Source organism: Flavobacterium sp. 9AF (assembly GCF_902506265.1).
In the GTDB taxonomy this organism is placed as follows: domain Bacteria; phylum Bacteroidota; class Bacteroidia; order Flavobacteriales; family Flavobacteriaceae; genus Flavobacterium.
This window is the reverse complement of sequence record NZ_LR733569.1, coordinates 1-19,736: the sequence shown is the minus strand read 5'-3', so window position 1 is coordinate 19,736 and position 19,736 is coordinate 1. Positions and strand designations below refer to the sequence as shown.

General features: G+C 31.9%; 16 protein-coding genes and 1 riboswitch. Of the genes, 1 reads left to right on the top strand and 15 read right to left on the bottom strand.

Going from position 1 to position 19,736, the window contains the following annotated elements; genetic code table 11:
• Positions 1-192 precede the first annotated feature (192 nt).
• The 15 genes from HALO113_RS14990 to epsC form a co-directional block, all read right to left on the bottom strand.
• Positions 193-585, bottom strand: a complete 393-nt coding sequence (locus tag HALO113_RS14990) for a hypothetical protein (protein ID WP_159779902.1) — start codon at positions 583-585, stop codon at positions 193-195.
• Positions 586-871: 286 nt separating this feature from the next.
• Positions 872-1,828 carry a methylenetetrahydrofolate reductase [NAD(P)H] gene (metF, locus tag HALO113_RS14985; RefSeq protein WP_159779901.1) on the bottom strand — a complete coding sequence of 319 codons (957 nt, stop codon included), beginning with the start codon at positions 1,826-1,828 and terminating at the stop codon, positions 872-874.
• Between the two features lie 77 nt (positions 1,829-1,905).
• Positions 1,906-4,587, bottom strand: coding sequence for a methionine synthase (metH, locus tag HALO113_RS14980; protein WP_159779900.1), 2,682 nt, complete (start codon positions 4,585-4,587; stop codon positions 1,906-1,908).
• Positions 4,587-5,576: a homocysteine S-methyltransferase family protein gene (locus HALO113_RS14975; RefSeq protein WP_159779899.1), complete on the bottom strand. Its 990-nt coding sequence runs from the start codon at positions 5,574-5,576 to the stop codon at positions 4,587-4,589. Before HALO113_RS14975 ends, metH begins: the two co-directional genes overlap by 1 nt.
• Before the next feature lie 68 nt (positions 5,577-5,644).
• Positions 5,645-5,751: riboswitch (SAM riboswitch) on the bottom strand.
• 170 nt (positions 5,752-5,921) lie between these two features.
• Complete coding sequence (locus HALO113_RS14970; protein WP_159779898.1) at positions 5,922-7,019, bottom strand: aspartate kinase; 1,098 nt, start codon at positions 7,017-7,019, stop codon at positions 5,922-5,924.
• A 5-nt stretch (positions 7,020-7,024) separates the two neighbouring features.
• Positions 7,025-7,978 carry an alpha/beta fold hydrolase gene (locus HALO113_RS14965; protein ID WP_159779897.1) on the bottom strand — a complete coding sequence of 318 codons (954 nt, stop codon included), beginning with the start codon at positions 7,976-7,978 and terminating at the stop codon, positions 7,025-7,027.
• Between the two features lie 96 nt (positions 7,979-8,074).
• On the bottom strand, positions 8,075-8,533 hold the full coding sequence (locus HALO113_RS14960; RefSeq protein ID WP_159779896.1) for an OsmC family protein: 459 nt from the start codon (positions 8,531-8,533) through the stop codon (positions 8,075-8,077).
• Positions 8,534-8,535: 2 nt separating this feature from the next.
• The gene (locus HALO113_RS14955; protein WP_159779895.1) at positions 8,536-9,828 is read right to left on the bottom strand and encodes an O-acetylhomoserine aminocarboxypropyltransferase/cysteine synthase family protein; all 1,293 of its coding nucleotides are present in this window, start codon (positions 9,826-9,828) and stop codon (positions 8,536-8,538) included.
• 494 nt (positions 9,829-10,322) lie between these two features.
• Complete coding sequence (locus tag HALO113_RS14950; RefSeq protein ID WP_159779894.1) at positions 10,323-10,946, bottom strand: bifunctional precorrin-2 dehydrogenase/sirohydrochlorin ferrochelatase; 624 nt, start codon at positions 10,944-10,946, stop codon at positions 10,323-10,325.
• On the bottom strand, positions 10,939-11,697 hold the full coding sequence (locus HALO113_RS14945; RefSeq protein WP_159779893.1) for a DUF2490 domain-containing protein: 759 nt from the start codon (positions 11,695-11,697) through the stop codon (positions 10,939-10,941). Before HALO113_RS14945 ends, HALO113_RS14950 begins: the two co-directional genes overlap by 8 nt.
• A gap of 3 nt (positions 11,698-11,700) precedes the next feature.
• A complete protein-coding gene (locus HALO113_RS14940) occupies positions 11,701-13,341 on the bottom strand; it encodes an NADPH-dependent assimilatory sulfite reductase hemoprotein subunit (RefSeq protein WP_159779892.1) in 1,641 nt (546 codons plus the stop codon).
• Between the two features lie 90 nt (positions 13,342-13,431).
• Positions 13,432-15,129 (bottom strand): sulfite reductase flavoprotein subunit alpha, encoded by a 1,698-nt coding sequence (locus HALO113_RS14935; RefSeq protein ID WP_159779891.1) that lies wholly within the window; start codon positions 15,127-15,129, stop codon positions 13,432-13,434.
• Positions 15,119-15,937, bottom strand: a complete 819-nt coding sequence (gene cobA / locus HALO113_RS14930; RefSeq protein WP_159779890.1) for a uroporphyrinogen-III C-methyltransferase — start codon at positions 15,935-15,937, stop codon at positions 15,119-15,121. Before cobA ends, HALO113_RS14935 begins: the two co-directional genes overlap by 11 nt.
• Positions 15,938-16,050: 113 nt before the next feature.
• Entirely contained in the window at positions 16,051-16,962 is a 912-nt protein-coding gene (gene cysK / locus HALO113_RS14925) for a cysteine synthase A (RefSeq protein ID WP_159779889.1), read from the bottom strand.
• Positions 16,963-16,972: 10 nt separating this feature from the next.
• A complete protein-coding gene (gene epsC / locus HALO113_RS14920; protein WP_159779888.1) occupies positions 16,973-17,797 on the bottom strand; it encodes a serine O-acetyltransferase EpsC in 825 nt (274 codons plus the stop codon).
• A 555-nt stretch (positions 17,798-18,352) separates the two neighbouring features.
• Here epsC and metK point away from each other — a divergent pair.
• Positions 18,353-19,603 (top strand): methionine adenosyltransferase, encoded by a 1,251-nt coding sequence (gene metK / locus HALO113_RS14915; protein ID WP_159779887.1) that lies wholly within the window; start codon positions 18,353-18,355, stop codon positions 19,601-19,603.
• Positions 19,604-19,736: the final 133 nt, after the last annotated feature.

The following is a 19,736-nucleotide window of genomic DNA, read 5'->3' as shown; positions in this document are numbered from 1 at the left end:
GAACAAAAATTATCACCAATTTTATATTTTCATACAAATTTTACGTAATAAAATCATAAAGTAAATGTATATTCGTTCTATTGAAACAAAAAAACGACAAAGTGTAAAACAATAACATTCAGTTAATTAAATAAAAAAATGGTCATAACTTATATGTTACAACCATTTTCTTGGGCTAAAGTTTTATGTTTTTTAGTTTAAAGAGGCAATATATTTTTTTTGTAATGAATCTAAATCTTCATATACAACAGCTAAAGCATATTTAGACAATTCTGAATCTAAATTTTCATTATAAATAAAATCTTCTTCAGAAAAACCATAATTTGTAATCGCTTTCTTAATGTTATCAACTGCAACAGTTTTATTGTTTAATTTAAAATAACAATTAGCAATTTCTACATATACATTTTTAAGATTTTTACTATCCGTTTTACTTAAGTACTGATTATAAATTGCAATGGCTTCTGTATAGTTTTTATTTAAACTTAGTTCTTTTGCTTTAATCAAAAGAGGGTCATTATTATTTGCAAAATTAAATTGAAATGTTGCAATCGAAAAAAACAGAATTAGTAGAAATTTTTTCATAATACATTGTCATTTATTACATTACGAAAGTATAACAATAGTACTAATCTACCAAATTCAGATTATCAAATTGATATAAAAAAGACCAAAAAACAAAGATACAGACGTATTTTTTTAACAATTTTAGTTATAAAAAATCAATAAAATATCTTTTTTAATAAATATAATTAAATATTTAACCACAAGAAAGTAAATAATTATGAAAAATTCGTAAAAATGAAAAAAAAGCGCATTTCATCTAAAAAATATGCTTTTAATCGACGAAATACAGCTTTTTTATCCTTTTCTAAAAAATTTTGGAGGCAATTGCTTTAATGTTTTCTGCTTTTCCCATGGAGTAATAATGCAATACTGGAATCCCAGCTTGAATTAATTCTTTACTTTGTTGCAAACACCATTCAATACCTATTTGTTTCACTGCATCGTTATCTTTTGCTTTTACCACTTCCATAATTAAATCATCAGGCAAATCCACTTTAAAACGATGCGGAATTAAATTGAGTTGTTTTTTCGTTGCAATAGGTTTCAATCCAGGAATAATAGGAACCGTAATTCCAGCTTTTTTACATTTCTCGACAAAATCAAAAAACTTTTGATTATCAAAAAACATTTGGGTAATGATATAATCGGCTCCATTCTTTATCTTTTGCTTTAAAAAATGCAAATCGCTATCCATACTAGGTGCTTCCATATGTTTCTCAGGATAACCCGCCACTCCAATACAAAAATTAGTACATGAAGAGTTTTGTAAATCTTCATCTAAATACACTCCTTTATTAAGGTTTGAAATTTGTTTCACTAAATCGGAAGCATATTCATTCCCTTCTTTTTCGGGTTTAAAATAAATTTCATTCTTTAAAGCATCCCCTCTTAAGGCCACTACATTGTCTATTCCTAAAAAATCCAGATCAATTAATAAATTCTCCGTATCTTCTTTGGTAAAACCTCCACATAAAATATGAGGAATAGCATCTACTTCATATTTATTTTGAATTCCTGCACAAATACCCACAGTTCCTGGCCTTTTTTTAACAATTTTCTTTTGTAATAAACCACTTGGCAATTCTTTAAATTCGTATTCTTCTCTGTGATATGTTACATCGATAAATGGCGGATTGAATTCCATTAACGGATCAATACTATCAAAGATTGACTGAATATTTTGTCCTTTTAAAGGAGGTAAAATTTCAAAAGAAAAAAGAGTTTTCCCTTTTGCTCTTTCTATATGTTGTGTAACTTTCATTATATTGGTTGTTGGTTGTTGGTTGTTGGTTGTTAGCTTATTTCTATCAACTAACAACTATAACCTATCAACTATTATTAATCTACTATATTTGGTGCCAACCATTTAGAAGCCATTTCTACCGAAATACCTCTACGATTCGCATAATCTTTTACTTGATCTTCTTTTATTTTCCCCAATCCAAAATATTTACTTTGTGGATGTGCAAAATAATAACCAGAAACTGATGCTGCAGGCCACATTGCCATGCTCTCCGTTAAAGTAACGCCTATATTTTCTTCTACTTGCAACAACTTCCATATGGTTGGTTTTTCCAAATGATCTGGACAAGCAGGATAACCTGGTGCAGGGCGAATACCTTTATACACTTCTTTAATCAATTCTTGATTGTTAAGATTTTCATCTGTTGCATAACCCCAAATTTCTTTTCTCACTTTTAAATGCAAATATTCAGCAAATGCCTCTGCCAATCGATCTCCTAAAGCCTTGACCATAATAGCATTATAATCGTCTAACTGTTGTTCAAATAGAATTGCTTTTTCGTCTACACCAAAACCTGTAGATACACAAAAACAACCGATATAATCCTGAATTCCAGAAGCTTTAGGTGCCACAAAATCAGCCAAAGCAATATTTGGTGCACCAACTGTTTTCTGAGACTGTTGTCGTAAAGTTAAAAAGGTTGTTAGTTGTTGATTATTGGTTGTTAGCTCTATGTCATCATTATTAACCGTATTTGCAGGAAAAATCCCAACAATTCCTTTGGCTTCAAACCATTTTTCATCCACTATTTGATGCAACATTTTTTGAGCATCTTGGAATAACTGACTTGCTTGCTCTCCTACCACTTCATCATTTAAAATCGCAGGATATTTACCGAACAATTGCCAAGATTGAAAAAAAGGAGTCCAGTCTATAAAATCTACTAATTCTGACAATTGTACTTGAATAACCTTGTTACCTATAAAATTAGGCTTGTAAGGTTGATAATTCGTCCAATCTATTTTATATTTATTTTGACGTGCTTCTTCTATAGATAAGAAATTCTTCTCTCTACTCCTATTTAAATAGCCTTCACGAAGGGTATCATATTCTTCTTTAATTGCTTTAACATAATTCTCTTTCGTTTCTCTTTGAAGTAAATTACTCGCAACCGTTACCGCTCTTGATGCATCATTGACATGTACCACAGTTTCTTTATATTCAGGAGCAATTTTCACTGCGGTATGCGCTCTAGAAGTTGTAGCACCACCAATCATTATCGGTATTTTGATGTTTAACTTATCCATTTCTTTAGCCAAATACACCATTTCATCTAAAGAAGGTGTAATTAATCCACTCAAACCGATGATATCCACTTTCTCTTGAATAGCCGTTTCTATAATTCTTTCAGGCGGAACCATAACACCTAAATCTATGATTTCGAAATTATTACACCCCAAAACTACCGCAACAATATTTTTACCAATATCGTGCACATCTCCTTTTACAGTTGCCATCAATACTTTTCCTGCACTAGACGAGTTTCCTGTTTTTTCTGATTCAATGAAAGGCAATAAATAAGCTACTGCTTTTTTCATCACTCGAGCAGACTTTACCACTTGCGGCAAAAACATTTTACCGCTTCCAAACAAATCTCCAACTACATTCATTCCTGCCATTAAGTTGATTTCAATAACTTCAATGGCTTTATTTGATTGCAATCTTGCTTCTTCTACATCAATTTCGATAAATTCATCAATTCCTTTTACTAAAGAATGCGTCAATCGGTCTTGAACACTTCCATTACGCCACTCTTGAATAGCCTTTTCGTTGGTTTTAGCTACATCTCCTTTATAACTTTCCGCTAATTCTAATAATCTTTCAGTAGCATCTTCCCTTCTGTTAAGCAAAACATCTTCCACATGTTCCAGCAATTTTGTATCAACCTCATCGTAAATCTCAAGCATTTCTGGGTTTACAATTCCCATTGTCATTCCATTTTGAATCGCATGGTATAAAAAAGCTGCATGCATGGCTTCTCTCACTTTATCGTTACCTCTAAAGGAAAAAGACACATTACTTACACCTCCTGAAACGCCTGCATAAGGCAAGTTTTCTCTAATCCATTTCGTAGCTCTAAAAAAATCTAAAGCATTTAGTTTATGCTCTTCCATTCCAGTAGCAACAGGAAATATATTGGGGTCAAAAATGATATCTTCAGCTGCAAAACCCACTTGATTTACCAATATTTCATACGATCTTTTGCAAATTTCGATACGTCTCTCATAAGTATCGGCCTGACCAACCTCATCAAAAGCCATCACAATAACAGCCGCACCATATCTTTTTATCAATTTTGCATGATGTACAAAGGTTGCTTCTCCTTCCTTTAAAGATATGGAATTCACAATTCCTTTTCCTTGAATTACCTTTAAACCAGCTTCAATAATTTCCCATTTAGAACTATCAATCATGATCGGTACACGGGCAATATCTGGTTCAGCAGCAATTAAATTTAAAAATTTAGTCATTGCCATTACACCATCTAACATCCCTTCGTCCATATTCACATCTATGATTTGCGCTCCACCTTCTACTTGGTTTCGAGCAATATCTAATGCTTCATCGTAATTCCCTTCTTTAATGAGGCGAAGAAATTTACGCGAACCAGTTACATTAGTGCGTTCTCCAACATTCACAAAATTAGTTTCCGGTGTAATAATTAAAGGTTCAAGCCCCGATAATTTTAAATATTTTTTACAAGCTCCTTCCTTCATTATGCTTCAACTTCAACTTTTCTAGGTTTATATTCTTTGGCCACTTCTGCAATTAATTGGATATGTTCTGGAGTCGTACCGCAACATCCACCAATAATATTTATAAGATTATCTTGAAGATATTCTCGAATTAAAGATTGCATTTCTTCTGGAGATTGATCATATTGTCCAAAAGCATTTGGCAAACCTGCATTTGGATGTGCTGAAATATTTAATTGTGTATTATTTGCCAATCTTTTTAAATAAGGCTTTAACTGATCTGCTCCTAAAGCACAATTAAAACCAATACTTAACAACGGAATATGACTTATTGAGATTAAAAAAGCTTCCACCGTTTGCCCTGACAAAGTACGACCAGAAGCATCAGTAATAGTTCCTGAAACCATTATCGGAATATCTATTTTTCTTACTTCTTTAACTTCTTCAATAGCAAAAAGAGCTGCTTTTGCGTTTAAAGTATCAAAAATAGTTTCTACTAAAAGCACATCACAACCGCCGTCGATTAACGCTTCCACTTGTTGCTTATACGCTTCTTTTAGTTCATCGAAAGTTACCGCTCTAAAACCCGGATCATTCACATCGGGACTCATACTTGCTGTTCTGTTTGTAGGTCCAATAGAACCGGCTACAAAACGCGGTTTATCTGTAAATTCATCCGCTACTTCACGTGCTATTTTAGCAGATTCATAGTTTAATTCATAAACTAAATCTTCCAAATGATAATCAGCCATGCCAATAGTTGTACCAGAGAACGTATTCGTTTCTACAATATCTGCACCTGCTTGAAAATACAAACGATGCACCTCTTTTACCGCTTCGGGTTGAGTAATTGAAAGCAAATCGTTATTTCCTTTTAACGGATGCGGGAAATCTTTAAAGCGTTCCCCTCTAAAGTCTTCTTCTGAAAAATTATTGCGTTGCAACATTGTTCCCATGGCTCCATCGAGCACTAATATTCTTTTTTGAATTTCATCCAAAATTTTTGACATATGCATTTATTTGCGCTACAGCATTTATTTTTTTAAAAATTTTGTTATCAAGAAAAGGAGCCTTTCTTACGTTATCTTTTTCTGATAAATCAGAATAGAATGTAGCACCTTCTATTAAGAAATAGGGTTGCTAAGCTTTCACAGAGTCTAATCTCTCCAGCTTTCATGATAACAATCAGTATTTTTACGAACCCCGCAAAAGTACTAATGTTTTTATAAAATAGAAATATTTTCTAATTTTAATTTAACCTGAACTATATTTTAGTTTTAAAAACTAATCAAATTTAAAAATTTAGTTTTATAGATTATAAAAAATTAAAATTACTTAATTTTAAACTATTCCTTCTACACTTCTAAAAGTTGTTTTTTAATCTTAAATTGTTTGGCAATTTTAATAATATCAGATAAAACTCCTCTTGCAGTAACTTTTTTCCCAGCACCAGCACCTTGAATAACAATAGGAATATCACCATAGGATTCTGTAAAAATTTCAATTAGATTATCTGCTCCTTTAAGTTGCCCTAACGCAGATTGAACAGGAACAGAAACTAATTTAACTTCTAAATTATTTTGTAATACATCCAATTCACCCACATATCGCAACACATGGTTTTCACTTTGAGTTATTTTAGCAATCTCATACTCTTTATCCAACAGCTCTTTACTGATGGAATAATTTCTTTTAGATAATCCGTCAATTTTTTCAGTGGTAAGCGAGGTAATTTTTACATCTTCAAATTCATTATTTAAATCCAGTTCTCTGGAAAGAATTAATAATTTTCTAGCCACATCTTTTCCGGATAAATCTTCACGAGAATCGGGTTCGGTTAAACCTAATTTTTCGGCTTCAATCAGTATTTTTGAAAAAGAAATATTTTCATTACCAAATCGATTAAAAATATAACTTATAGTCCCTGAAAAAACACCCCTTATTTTTGTAATTTTTTCACCTGCCAAATATAAATCCTGTATGGTATTAATAACAGGTAATCCTGCACCAACATTCGTTTCATATAAAAAATGCTTTTCTTTTTTATCCAAAATCCTTCTTAGTTCTTTATAAAAATCGGAATGTAAGGTATTTGCTTTTTTATTCGCAGCAACTATATTGAAATTATTCTGAATAAACGGAATATAATTTTTAACGATACCTTCATCAGCGGTAACATCAACAGCTATAACATTTTCTAACTCATTCTGAAGCACATAATCATAAATATCTTCAACTACATAATTTTGACTTAACGATTTAAATTCATCCACCCAGTTTAAAGGCAATGGTTTTTTAGTAAATAATGCAAATTTTGAATTACAAACAATGGGTATTCTCAAATTAACCTTAAACTTTTCTTTAAAAAAGTCATGTTTTTCGATAATTTGATCCACAAGTGTACTACCCACATTCCCAATTCCAAAAATGATGATATTTATTGTTGTATTCATAGATTTTAATTTAAAAAAATTTGTTTTAATATTTCGTTCAGTTGTTGGTATTCCATCAAGAAAGCATCATGCCCATGAATAGAATTGATTATGTAATGATTGAAATTGGTATTATTTTCATGCAAGGTTTCGTATTCGTCTAAATTATTTTGAAACAGCAAATCAGAATTAATATTAATAGCATGTACTTCAATTTTGTTTTCTTTTAGAAAACGATTCAAATCGAAACCATTTTTCACAATATTAATAGTTCCCAATAAGAAATTCATTTGACGGTATGCATTTAAAGAAAAACGTTCCGTTAATAAAATACCATGATAAGACAACCAATCATTTACGGTGTAAATATTTCCTTCTTTAGCATTTTTAAAGCGTTGATTGATCGATAAAGGCGTTCTATACAGCAACATAGCGTGTTTTCGAGCAACTGCAATTGGATCCTGACTATAATTAAGAATATCATCTTGAACACCTACATTTGCGATTACCCAATCACTAGCAAAATAATGGGTCGCAATAGGAATTACTTTTTGAATTCTTTCGGGATGTAAAACGGCCATTTCCCAAGATATTCCACCACCTAAACTGCCACCAATAACAGCATAAAGAGAAAAAACATTTAACTGTTCTAAGCCCAACCAAAACAACTTCGCAATATCTAGGGTTGAGATTTCTTTATAATCAGAAGTTAAGCCATTTTCAGTTTGAAAGTTATTTCCTGGAATATTAAAAGCGATAACGGTATATTGATGTAAATCGATAATATGATCGTAATCAATTACATTTTTCCACCATCCGTTTTCACCTGACACATTTGAATTTCCAGTTAAGGCATGATTGATCAAAATTACAGGGGCGTTACCAATGGGTTTACCAAAGACTTGATAAAACAAAGAAACATCTGCTTTTCTTTTCTCGTTTTCTAAAACAAAATTTGCAATTTCTAGTTTATGTAGCATAATTTTTACGATTAACACATTTAAAATTGAAAAAGAGTCTTTGATTTTGTCAACCAAAGACCTTTTCCACAACAAACGTAGCCATCCATTTCATTTTTAAATTACACTCACTGCATCGAATGCACTTACCAAATCCACTTCAATTGGAGTTGGATTAACGAGATTATCGTAAACTGGACAGCGACTTTCGACTGTTTTCAACCAATTTTCCAATTGTTTTTTAGAAATATCTGCCTCTAATTTAATCGTTGCTTTTAGCTTACTAAAACCAGCTCTCTCAGTAGTTTCTCTTCCATAAAATTTATCCACATCAATATCTCCTGAAACATCAACTTGTAAAGATTTGTATTCAATTTTTTGCTCTTTAGCCACTAATGTACCCACTGCATTTATACAACCTGCATAACCCGCCAAAACATATTCCAAAGGACTTGGCGCATCTAAATCAGGGTGATTTTTATTTTTACTAATTCGGATATCGTGGTTTTCGGTTTTTATTAAAAACTGCTCGTCTCTTTTAGCTCTACCATATATAGTTACTGTCTTTGCGCTCATATTTATACTTTTAATCCGTTTTTAACTGTTATAAATGCTTCTTTCAAATCTGCTTTTAAATCTTCAATATCTTCTAATCCTACGGAAAGACGAATTAAATCTTGTGTTACACCTGTAGTCGCTTGTTCCTTTTCAGAAAGTTGCTGATGTGTAGTACTTGCTGGATGAATAATTAAGGATTTCGTATCACCAATATTTGCCAAAAGAGAGAATAGTTTTGTTTCATCTACCACTTTTTTAGCGGCATCAAAACCACCTTTTAATCCAAAAGTTACAATACCACTTTTACCATTTGGAAGGTATTTATCCGCTAAATCTTTGTATGCAGAAGTTTCTAATCCAGGATAATTTACCCATGCTACTTCCTCTTGCTTTTCTAACCATTGTGCTAATTTCAAAGCATTTTCAGAGTGTTTTTTAATTCTAATTTCTAAGGTTTCTAAACCTTGTATGGTTTGAAACGCATTAAACGGACTTAAAGCTGCACCAAAATCACGTAAACCTTCAATTCTTACTTTTGCAATAAAAGAAGCTGCTCCTAAAACTTCATAATATTTTAACCCGTGATATCCTGGAGAAGGCTCAGTAAATTCTGGGAATTTTCCGTTACTCCAGTCAAATTTTCCAGCATCGATAATAACACCACCTAAAGAAGTACCATTTCCTGTAATGTATTTTGTTAAAGAGTGAATTACAATATCTGCACCGTGTTCAATAGGATTTAACAAGTAAGGTGTAGCAACAGTATTATCTACAATAAAAGGTACTTTATAATCGTGTGCTTCTTTAGCAATCGCTTTTAAATCTAGCACATCTAATTTTGGATTTCCTAAACTTTCAGCAAAAAAAGCACGTGTATTTTCTTGAACAGCATTTTTAAAGTTTTCAGGATTAGAAGGATCAACGAAAGTGGTTGTAATTCCTAATCTCGGTAGTGTAACATTTAATAAATTGTAAGTTCCTCCGTATAAACTACTAGAAGCTACAATATGATCACCAGCTTTTAATAAAACTTGTAATGCTGTTGCAATTGCAGCAGTTCCTGAGGCCGTTACTACAGCTCCAATGCCACCTTCTAAAGTCGCCAATCGTTGTTCTAATACATCATTTGTAGGATTGTTTAATCGGGTATAGATATAACCTGCTTCCGATAAATTAAATAAGTTAGCTGCATGATCTGAATTATTGAAAACATAAGAGGTCGTTTGATAAATAGGAACGGCTCTTGTTCCAGCATTTTTAGTAACATCGTGACCAGCATGTAAAGCGTTTGTTGCGAATTTTTGAGTACTCATAATTTTTTGATTTAATTGTTTTTATTATTTATTTTTTTATTTTTTCTCATTAAAAAACCCTTTTGAAAGTTTTTCCAAAAGGGTTCAATTTTTAAACATAACTAAAGTTTAACCATTATCTTTTGGACATACTAAGGTGGTGCGCACATGCACATCATCATCATACAACACATTTTATTATTATTTTTCATTTTTATATTTTAAAATTATAGAGATAAAAAAAACCTCTGTTTTGCATTACAGAGGTTTTGTATCATTTATTAGAATTATGCATACGTTACCTCTGCGGAATGTTCCACATCATTTTACACATCATACACATAATTGTTCTCATTGTTTTCTTTTTTATTACTTTGCAAATTTAGAACTAAATTCTACATTTGCAAATATATTAGTATATTTTTCTAAATTTTGCTATTTAAACATCTTAAAATAGATTTTTATTCTACATTATTATTTGTTAAGCATAAAATAAATTACAAGTTTTCCCTTTTTCAGTTAATCGCAAATAATCTTTTGAATCTATTCCAAAAACCCGATTTCTTTTGAACAGAAAAAGCGGCTGTAATTGCGTTTAAATCTTTTAATTTTTGCTGTAAATCTCCTTTATGATTCGACCTAAACTGATGTAAAACGGTTAAATTTTCATCAATAGTATCTGGAATAATAGCGGTAAAATATTCGCGCATTCGCTTCGCTAAAACAGGTGATTTCCCATTAGTTGAAATTGCAATTTTAAGATCTCCTTTGTTTACAATAGACCCCAAATAAAAATCACATAAATCGGGTTGGTCAGCTGCATTCACCTTAATACCTCTTCCTTTTGCCAAGTTTCTTACATTTAAGTTAACCTCAGTACTATCTGTAGCAATGATTACAAAATCTTTTCCAACTAAATCATTCTCTTCAAAAGGCCTTTCAAAAAAAGTAATATTAGAATACGAATCTACAATTTGCTTTAATCTTAGATGTATTTGTATCCCAATAATAGTAATTCGAATAGTAGGATTCTGTCTCAATAAGGTTTCTGTTTTTTCTAAACCAACATTTCCTGCTCCAACAATTAAAAAGTGAGCGGTATCTGTTTTTAAAAAAACGGGAAAAAGTGTGTTACTCATTAGTTTTATTTTTAAAATCTATTTTATGAAATAATGACAATCTAAGAATATCTCTATTGTAAAAATCGATACCGTTCGCTTGCTGCTGGAACCAATTTAGATATCCAAATTCGACAGCAACATTTGAATTCACCACAGTTTGTAAACCCAAATAGATTCGATTTTGATCAAATGTATTTTTTACAATTTTACTTCCTATATTAAATAGCACCTCATCTTTTACTTTTAAAATTATTTTCTCAGATTGTTCTTTTTTATATAACGGAACATCTATTCCCAATTGATATCTCATTCTTAAATTTGAAAAAACATAGTCATTCGTAAGTCGATTCTCTTCTACAATAGCAAAAAAACGTCCTTCTAATTTAAACCGATGCGACACTGAAAAGAAAGCATAATTTTGGTTATTTTGTATACCAATATTAGGTCTTAATTCTGGAACTATTAATTTATTCTCTGCATAAGGGTTATTCGGACTTTGCAGAAAAAAAGTAAAACCAGCAAAACCGCTCCAATGTTCTACAATTTTTCTTTCTAAATCACTACGAAATAACAATTGATGTTGCTGAAAAGGCTTTAAAAATACGCGCTCTTGAATTTCGTTTTTCAAACTCCAGTTTTTATTAAAAACTAGTGTTGGATAATATCCAATCCAAAACAATTTTTGATGTGTTATGTTTTTCTGTCCTAAAATTGAAATTTGAGAAAGCAATAAAAAAACAAGTACTGCTTTCTCTATTCTATTTTTCATTTATTAAAAAACGGTTCTAAAAGCAAAATCACCAAAAGTTTCGTTTTCTAGTTTTTCTTTCACATATTTTCCTAATAAAAGATCAACTTCTTCTAAAATTTGACTTTCGGTTTGTTTTTCTTTATATAATTTATTCAATCGTTCTCCATAACGATCACCACCTAGCATAAAATTATATTGTTCTGGACCTGTACCAATGAAACCTAATTCAGCTACATAAGGTCGGCCACAACCATTAGGACAACCTGTCATTCGGATTGAAATTTCTTCGTTGGTTAAATTATATTTTTCTAATAAAGGCTCTATTTTGGTTACCAAAACTGGCAAATAACGTTGCGCTTCCGCTAAAGCCAAAGGACAAGTTGGCAAAGCCACACAAGCCATCGAACTTTTTCTAAGAGCACTAACATGGGCTTCAATAGCAAACTGTTCCAATAAGGCAACTATTTTTTCCTTTTCGCTTTCTTTTATTTCACCTAGAATTAAATTTTGGTTTCCCGAAAAAATAAAATTAGACACATTCAATTTGGCAACCTCTAATAAAAAAGCTTTTTGATTGGGTTGCACCACACCATGTTCCACAAAAAGAGTATAAAACCAATTTCCTAGATGGTTTTTTTCCCAACCATAACGATCATTTCTTTCCGTAAATTGAAAAGGTTTTGCAGCCTCCAAAGAAAAACCAATTCTTTTTTCTAATTCATTTTTAAATCCGTCAACCGTTAATTTTTCGATAGTATATTTCAAACGAGATAATTTTCGATCGGAACGGTTTCCGAAATCTCTTTGAATGGTTAGCACTTCATAAACTGCTTTTAAGATTTTTTCTTCAGAATCAATAAACCCAAGTACATTTCCCAAACGCGGAAACGTATTTTCATTTCCATGTGTTGTTCCTAAACCACCACCTACAACAAGATTAAACCCTTTTAACTCCTCATTTTCAACAACAGCAATTAACCCTAAATCATTGGTAAACAAATCCACATCATTACTAGGCGGAATGGCAATTGCTATTTTAAACTTTCTCGGCAAATAACGATCTTCATATAACGGATCTGCTTCAGCAGAACGCTCGTATATTTTTTCCCCATCAATAAAAACTTCATAATACGATTGTGTTTTTGGCAATAATAAGGTTGAAATTTTATCAGCATAATCGTGAATTTGTTTATGCAATGGTGATAATTGCGGATGTGCAGAAACAATAACATTTCTATTTACATCGCCACAAGCTGCGATTGAATCTAATTTTGCCACATTAAAAGACTGAATCGTAGGTCGTAATTGATGCTTTAACAAACCATGTAGCTGAATGGTTTGTCGCGTAGTAATTTTCAATGTTCCGGTTCCATATGATTCTGAAGTTTCATGAATTGCCAACCATTGATCTGCTGTAATTTGTCCACCAGGAATACGCAAACGAATCATAAAAGAGTATAATTTGTCTAACTTTTTAGCCGCTCTTTCTGCTCTTCTGTCTCGATCATCTTGCACATACATTCCATGAAACTTAACTAATGTTTCATCATCTGGTCGTACATTACCGGTATGATTATCTAAGTCAATACTTTCTTTTAAAGTTCCTCGTAAACCGTCACTTTTTGTTTTTATAAATTCTACTGGAGATAATTTAGTGCTCATTTTTTATTTTAAATTTGATTTTTTAAATGTTCTCGATACATTTTTTGTTTCATTACTGTCCACAAAAAACACTCGAAATGACGAATGGATTTAATACACGTCTTTTTGATATTTTCCTGTTGCTTCTAACTCTTCTAAAATTTGTTTTGCTTCTGAAGTAGCTATATTTCTTTCTTGAGACAACACTTCAACTATCGCTTGTTCTACATCGGCACTCATCGGATTTTTTTGTCCGCAGATATAAAGATGAGCACCACTTTCTAGCCAAGCATTAAATTCTTTTGCCTTTTCTTTAATACGATCTTGGACATATATTTTATGTTCTTGATCTCTAGAAAAAGCCGTATCTAATTTTGTTAAAACGCCAGTTGCAATCCATTCTTGAATTTCAGTTTGATAATAAAAATCTTGTACAAAATGTTGTTCCCCAAAGAACAGCCAGTTTTTACCTTCTGCACCTGATGCATCTCTTTGTGATAAAAAACTTCTAAAAGGTGCAATTCCTGTTCCTGGACCAATCATTATAATATCGGTATCTTCCTTAGGCAATCTGAAATTTTGATTTTTATGAATGTAAAACTCAAGGGTTTCATCTAAAGGAAAATCAGCTAAAAATTGCGAAGCCAATCCTGTTTTAAGTTGATTATTTACATTAAAAGTATTTAAATTCACTGTTAAATGCACTTCTCCATCATGTGCTTCATTAGAAGAAGCAATAGAATATAACCTAGGCGCAATAGGCAAAAGAATTTCTAATAAATTTTCAATTTGAAAAGATTCTGGTTTAGCAAATAAGCGTAAAACATCAATTAAATCGGCCTTTTCAAAAGTAATTTCAGCTTGCAACAATTGTGCTAATTGCTCCAAAGAACGCTTACTAAGTCCTTTTATATTTTTTTCTTGAAGCCAATTTTCCACTGTTTTTTGTTCGTCTTTTATCGCAATTAACTTTTGAGCGTCTGCTTGAAAATAATCAATAATATTTTGAGCGTCTTCTTTTGTGTTTTTAGGCACAATACCTAGAGCATCTCCAGGTTCATACAAAACCTCTTCTTCTGTAACAATTTCTATATGATACGTTTCTTTATTAGAACCTACATCATTTAAGACAATCTTATTATTAATTCTTCCAGTATAATTTTTCTTATGTGATGTTACTGTAGCTCCCTTTGAAACCAAGATTTCAGGAGCTATCTGTTGTTTAAAAACCTGTTGCAAATCTTGTTCCCATTGCAAGACATTTGGAGCAAAATCCACATCTGACTTCACTAAAGGCAACAATCGTTTGGCTCCTTTTTTTGCTAAAATTTCATCCAATAAAACACCTGCATGACAAAATAACGGATAAGAAGAATCTCCTAAACCAAGAACTGCAAAGGAAATATGCCGTAAATCCAAATCATGCGTTTGTAAATAATTGTAAAACTGAATCGCATTTTGAGGAAATTCACCTTCACCTTGCGTACTCATCACGAATAAAATGATGGATTCTTTTTCCAATTTTGATGTATCATATTGAAACACATCTACTGCTTTAGCTTGAATTTTATTTTTCTTGAAATTAGCCAGTAATTGAGAAGCTACTTTCTTAGAGTTCCCTGTTTCAGTGCCATAAATAATCAAGGGTTTAACAGCGACATTTTCAGTTGAAGTAACCACTGGAATTTGTATTCCGTTTTTACTTCCCTCTAAAAAACCAGCCAAGTAGCCTTTTGTCCATATTATTTCCTCTCTAGAAGCATTTTGAACGAGTTGTTGCAAATAATTTAATTTAGTATCAGATAGCATTTTGTAAAAGGGTTTTATGATTATCAAAATAAGATGCGGTTTCTTTTTGCTCTTTAAACCAAGCAAACTCGTGATGTAAATTCACCACGTTACCCACAATCAATAATGTGGGCACGTATTCAAAGCTTGGCAAAGACTTTTTTTCTAAGTCTCCAAATTGAAACACTTGTGTTTTTTGTTCAGTTGTTGTCGCTTGTTGCACTACAGCTAAACCTTTATTTTTTTCAATTCCGTGCAGTATAAATTGATCCACCAATGTATTCAAACGCTGCCCACTCATATAAAAAACTAGAGTATCTTCTGTATTAGACCAGTCTATCCATTGTTCTCGGGTAACATTTTTCAAATCGTATAAAGTAAGAAAACGCACTCCTCTTGAATAAGTTCTAGCCGTTAGCGGTATTCCTGTGTAAGCAGCAGCTCCAAAAGCAGCAGAAATTCCAGGAACAATTTCATATGAAATATGATTTTCGACCAAAACTTGCAATTCGTCTAAAACATTAGAAAACAAAGAAACATCACCTCCTTTTAAGCGTAGGACTAGCTTTCCAAGAGTTGCAAACTCCACCATTAATTCATTGATTTCACTTTGTGGCGTATGAATACCTTTGGAACATTGTTTACCAACATAAATTATAGTAGCCTCTTTTTTTGCATGTTCTTCTACCAAAATAGGGGAAACCAATCGGTCAATTAAGACAACATCTGCCATTTGCAAATATTTTAGTGCTTTTACACTTATTAAATCAGGATCCCCTGGACCTGCACCTGCAAGTATTACCTTACCATTTGTTGAAATTTGTATCATTATCAATTTTTAAAAAACACTTACCCCATAGATTTTATAGAGTAAATAATTAAAGTTTTTATTTTTTTATACTAAATAACTGTCTCAATAAATAAATAAATTACATCTAATTATCAAAACAAATCTTCTACAGAAAGATAACGTTCTCCTGTATCATAATTAAACGTCAGAATCACTGCATCATCTGGTAAAGTTGCTATTTTTTTAGCTACAGCTGCTAAAGAAGCTCCCGTAGATATTCCCACAAAAACCCCTTCTTCCAAAGCAATTTTACCAGCAAAATCATAAGCTTCTTCTTTAGAAACAGGGATGACCTCATCAATAAATTGACCGTGATAATTCCCTGGAACAAAACCAGCTCCTATACCTTGCAAAGGATGTGGTCCGGGTGCTCCACCACTTAAAACAGGAGACAATTCAGGTTCCACAGCAATTACTTTCAGTTTAGGAAATTTTTCTTTTAACACTTCAGCAACTCCAGAAATGTGTCCACCCGTTCCTACACCAGTTATAATATAATCCAAACCGTCTGGAAAATCTTCTATAATTTCTAAAGCGGTTGTTTTCTTGTGTGCTTCCACATTTGCTGGATTATCAAATTGAGAAGGCGACCAAGCGTTTGGGATGTCACGTACCAATTCAGCAGCTCTTTCAATAGCGCCTTTCATTCCTTTCTCTCTAACGGTCAATTCAAATTGAGCACCATAAATCTCCATTAATTTTCTTCTTTCCACACTCATAGATTCTGGCATTACCAAAATAACTCGGTACCCTTTCACTGCAGCAACTAAAGACAAACCAATTCCAGTATTCCCAGAAGTAGGCTCAATAATTACACTTTCAGGATGAAGCAATCCTTTTTTTTCAGCATCCTCAATCATACCTAAGGCAATCCTGTCTTTAATACTTCCTCCAGGGTTTGCTTTTTCCAATTTGATCCAAATATTTTTATTTGAACCATACATTCGATTAATTTTAATTACTGGGGTGTTCCCAATTGTTTTTAAGATATTTTCTACTTTCATATGTTTTATTTTAAATTATAAAATTTATAGGTTCATTTGATTTGTGTTTTGATTTTACGATTGTTTCACTTTTATGATATACTAATGTCTCTTTTTGAATAGATTCGGTTAACCAAACATTTCCTCCAATCACCGAGCCTTTGCCGATAACCGTATTTCCTCCCAAAATAGTTGCATTCGCATAAATAATAACATGATCCTCTATCGTGGGATGTCTTTTTTGAGTTGCCTTGTCTTTACTTACAGTTAATGCGCCCAAGGTTACACCTTGATATATTTTTACATCATCCCCAATAATTGCGGTTTCACCAATAACAATTCCGGTTCCATGATCGATAAAAAAACGTTTTCCTATACTCGCAGCAGGATGTATGTCTATTCCTGTTTTCCCATGCGCATATTCAGATAAAACTCTTGGCAAAACAGCAACTCCTTTATTCCAAAGGTTATTTGCTATTCGATACACAGCAATAGCAAAAAAACCGGGATAAGAAAGTAGAACTTCATCTTTTGATTTTGCAGCTGGGTCAAACTCGATAATAGCTTCCAAATCATCTAGCAGATCATTATGAATAGCGATTAAATCTTCAAACAAACTTGTTGCAGTAGTAATTTTATCCAAAACACCTACTTGAGACAAAAACAACTGTAAATCCAATTGCAAAGCCTCTTCAGTATGTTTAAACAATTCTATATTTGTACATTCACCGCTTTTACAAAACAACCATGCAAACAATTCTTCAATCCAAAATTCTATTTTCTTTTTAGTAATAGATAGATTTTGAGAAGTATTATTTTTTTCAAATAAAATTGTACTGATAGTTATTTGTTTCATATAGTTGATTAAAATTGATTGTTAATGTGCTAAACAAAAAAACCTCTGCATTTCTGCAGAGGTCCTATAACTCATATAATAATTATTATTTTTAAGCAATAGTGATACTCTGCGGATTTTTCCACATCATACAACACATATTGCAAACGAATAACATCATTTTGTTTCTATATTTATTGGTGTCAAAAGTAGAAAAAAAAACTATTTAAAAAAACTAAATAGTATAATTTTCTAATTTTTACATATTTAAAAGTACAAAGCAAAATAAAAAACTAAAAAACAACATTAAATCCATTTTAAAAACCAAAAAAACTAACCATTCTAGTTTTTAATTAAAAATGTTAATATATTTAAAAAATAAAAACAAATCGCTTTTATATTCGAATTGATTTCCTAAATTTGCCCCATTAATAAAAAAGAGGAAAAATTTGAACTGATTGCAACCTCTTAATACTAAGAATTAGTATTAAAAAAAATGCTAAAGCAGTACTTACTTCTTTAGTATTTTCTATACAATTAGCTCAAAAACAACCTCACTTAATTTAAAAAGAAACTATGGCTTATTTATTTACGTCAGAGTCTGTGAGTGAAGGACATCCAGACAAAGTAGCTGACCAAATTAGTGACGCATTAATTGATAACTTTTTAGCATTTGACCCGGAGTCGAAGGTTGCTTGTGAAACCTTAGTTACTACAGGTCAAGTAATATTAGCAGGTGAAGTAAAATCAAAAACATACTTAGATGTACAACAAATTGCAAGAGAAGTAATTCGCAAAATTGGTTACACCAAAAGCGAATACATGTTTGAAGCTGATTCTTGTGGAGTTCTTTCTGCAATTCACGAGCAATCTGCCGATATTAATCAAGGTGTTGATAGAGCAACAAAAGAGGAACAGGGAGCTGGAGATCAAGGAATGATGTTTGGTTATGCAACTAATGAAACAGAAGAATACATGCCTTTAGCATTAAAACTTTCTCATGAAATTCTTCAAGTATTAGCAGAATTAAGAAGAGAAAATAAAGATATTACTTACTTAAGACCTGATGCAAAATCCCAAGTAACATTAGAATACAATAACGACAACAAACCTGTTCGTATTGATGCTATTGTTGTTTCCACACAACATGATGATTTTGCTGACGAACCAACTATGTTAGCAAAGATTAAAAAAGACATTATCGAAATTTTAATCCCCAGAGTTATTGCTAAAAATCCGCAATACGCTCATCTTTTCAATGATAGTATTAAATATCATATCAATCCAACAGGAAAATTTGTAATCGGTGGACCTCATGGCGATACTGGTTTAACAGGTAGAAAAATTATTGTTGATACTTATGGTGGAAAAGGAGCTCATGGTGGTGGTGCATTTTCAGGAAAAGACCCAAGTAAAGTGGATCGTTCCGCTGCTTATGCTACAAGACATATTGCAAAAAATCTAGTAGCTGCTGGAGTAGCAGATGAAATTTTAGTACAAGTTTCATATGCTATTGGAGTAGCAGAACCAACCAATATTTATGTAAACACTTACGGAACAAGTAAATTAAATAGTACTGATGGTGAAATTGCTAAAAAAGTAGCTGAAATATTTGATATGAGGCCTTACTTTATTGAGCAACGCTTAAAATTAAGAAATCCTATTTACAGTGAAACGGCTGCTTACGGTCACATGGGTAGAAAATCAGAAACCGTAACAAAAACTTTTTCAGCTCCTGGTGGTAATGAAAAAACAGTTACTGTTGAATTGTTTACATGGGAAAAATTAGACTTTGTAGATAAAATTAAAGCTACATTTGACTTATAATTCAATTTTGACTAGTCCTAAAAAATCGATACAGATTTATTAGACAAAAATAATTAAATTAAACACTTGCAAGAACGTTCTTGCAAGTGTTTTTTCTTTTATAAGTTCTCATTTTTAGATTAGATTGTTGATG

Bases quoted from the DNA above. Each gene is read 5' to 3' on its own strand.
- HALO113_RS14990 (WP_159779902.1), bottom strand. From the start codon at position 585: ATGAAAAAATTTCTACTAATTCTGTTTTTTTCGATTGCAACATTTCAA.
- metF (WP_159779901.1), bottom strand. From the start codon at position 1,828: ATGAAAGTTACACAACATATAGAAAGAGCAAAAGGGAAAACTCTTTTT.
- metH (WP_159779900.1), bottom strand. From the start codon at position 4,587: ATGAAGGAAGGAGCTTGTAAAAAATATTTAAAATTATCGGGGCTTGAA.
- HALO113_RS14975 (WP_159779899.1), bottom strand. From the start codon at position 5,576: ATGTCAAAAATTTTGGATGAAATTCAAAAAAGAATATTAGTGCTCGAT.
- HALO113_RS14970 (WP_159779898.1), bottom strand. From the start codon at position 7,019: ATGAATACAACAATAAATATCATCATTTTTGGAATTGGGAATGTGGGT.
- HALO113_RS14965 (WP_159779897.1), bottom strand. From the start codon at position 7,978: ATGCTACATAAACTAGAAATTGCAAATTTTGTTTTAGAAAACGAGAAA.
- HALO113_RS14960 (WP_159779896.1), bottom strand. From the start codon at position 8,533: ATGAGCGCAAAGACAGTAACTATATATGGTAGAGCTAAAAGAGACGAG.
- HALO113_RS14955 (WP_159779895.1), bottom strand. From the start codon at position 9,828: ATGAGTACTCAAAAATTCGCAACAAACGCTTTACATGCTGGTCACGAT.
- HALO113_RS14950 (WP_159779894.1), bottom strand. From the start codon at position 10,946: ATGAGTAACACACTTTTTCCCGTTTTTTTAAAAACAGATACCGCTCAC.
- HALO113_RS14945 (WP_159779893.1), bottom strand. From the start codon at position 11,697: ATGAAAAATAGAATAGAGAAAGCAGTACTTGTTTTTTTATTGCTTTCT.
- HALO113_RS14940 (WP_159779892.1), bottom strand. From the start codon at position 13,341: ATGAGCACTAAATTATCTCCAGTAGAATTTATAAAAACAAAAAGTGAC.
- HALO113_RS14935 (WP_159779891.1), bottom strand. From the start codon at position 15,129: ATGCTATCTGATACTAAATTAAATTATTTGCAACAACTCGTTCAAAAT.
- cobA (WP_159779890.1), bottom strand. From the start codon at position 15,937: ATGATACAAATTTCAACAAATGGTAAGGTAATACTTGCAGGTGCAGGT.
- cysK (WP_159779889.1), bottom strand. From the start codon at position 16,962: ATGAAAGTAGAAAATATCTTAAAAACAATTGGGAACACCCCAGTAATT.
- epsC (WP_159779888.1), bottom strand. From the start codon at position 17,797: ATGAAACAAATAACTATCAGTACAATTTTATTTGAAAAAAATAATACT.
- metK (WP_159779887.1), top strand. From the start codon at position 18,353: ATGGCTTATTTATTTACGTCAGAGTCTGTGAGTGAAGGACATCCAGAC.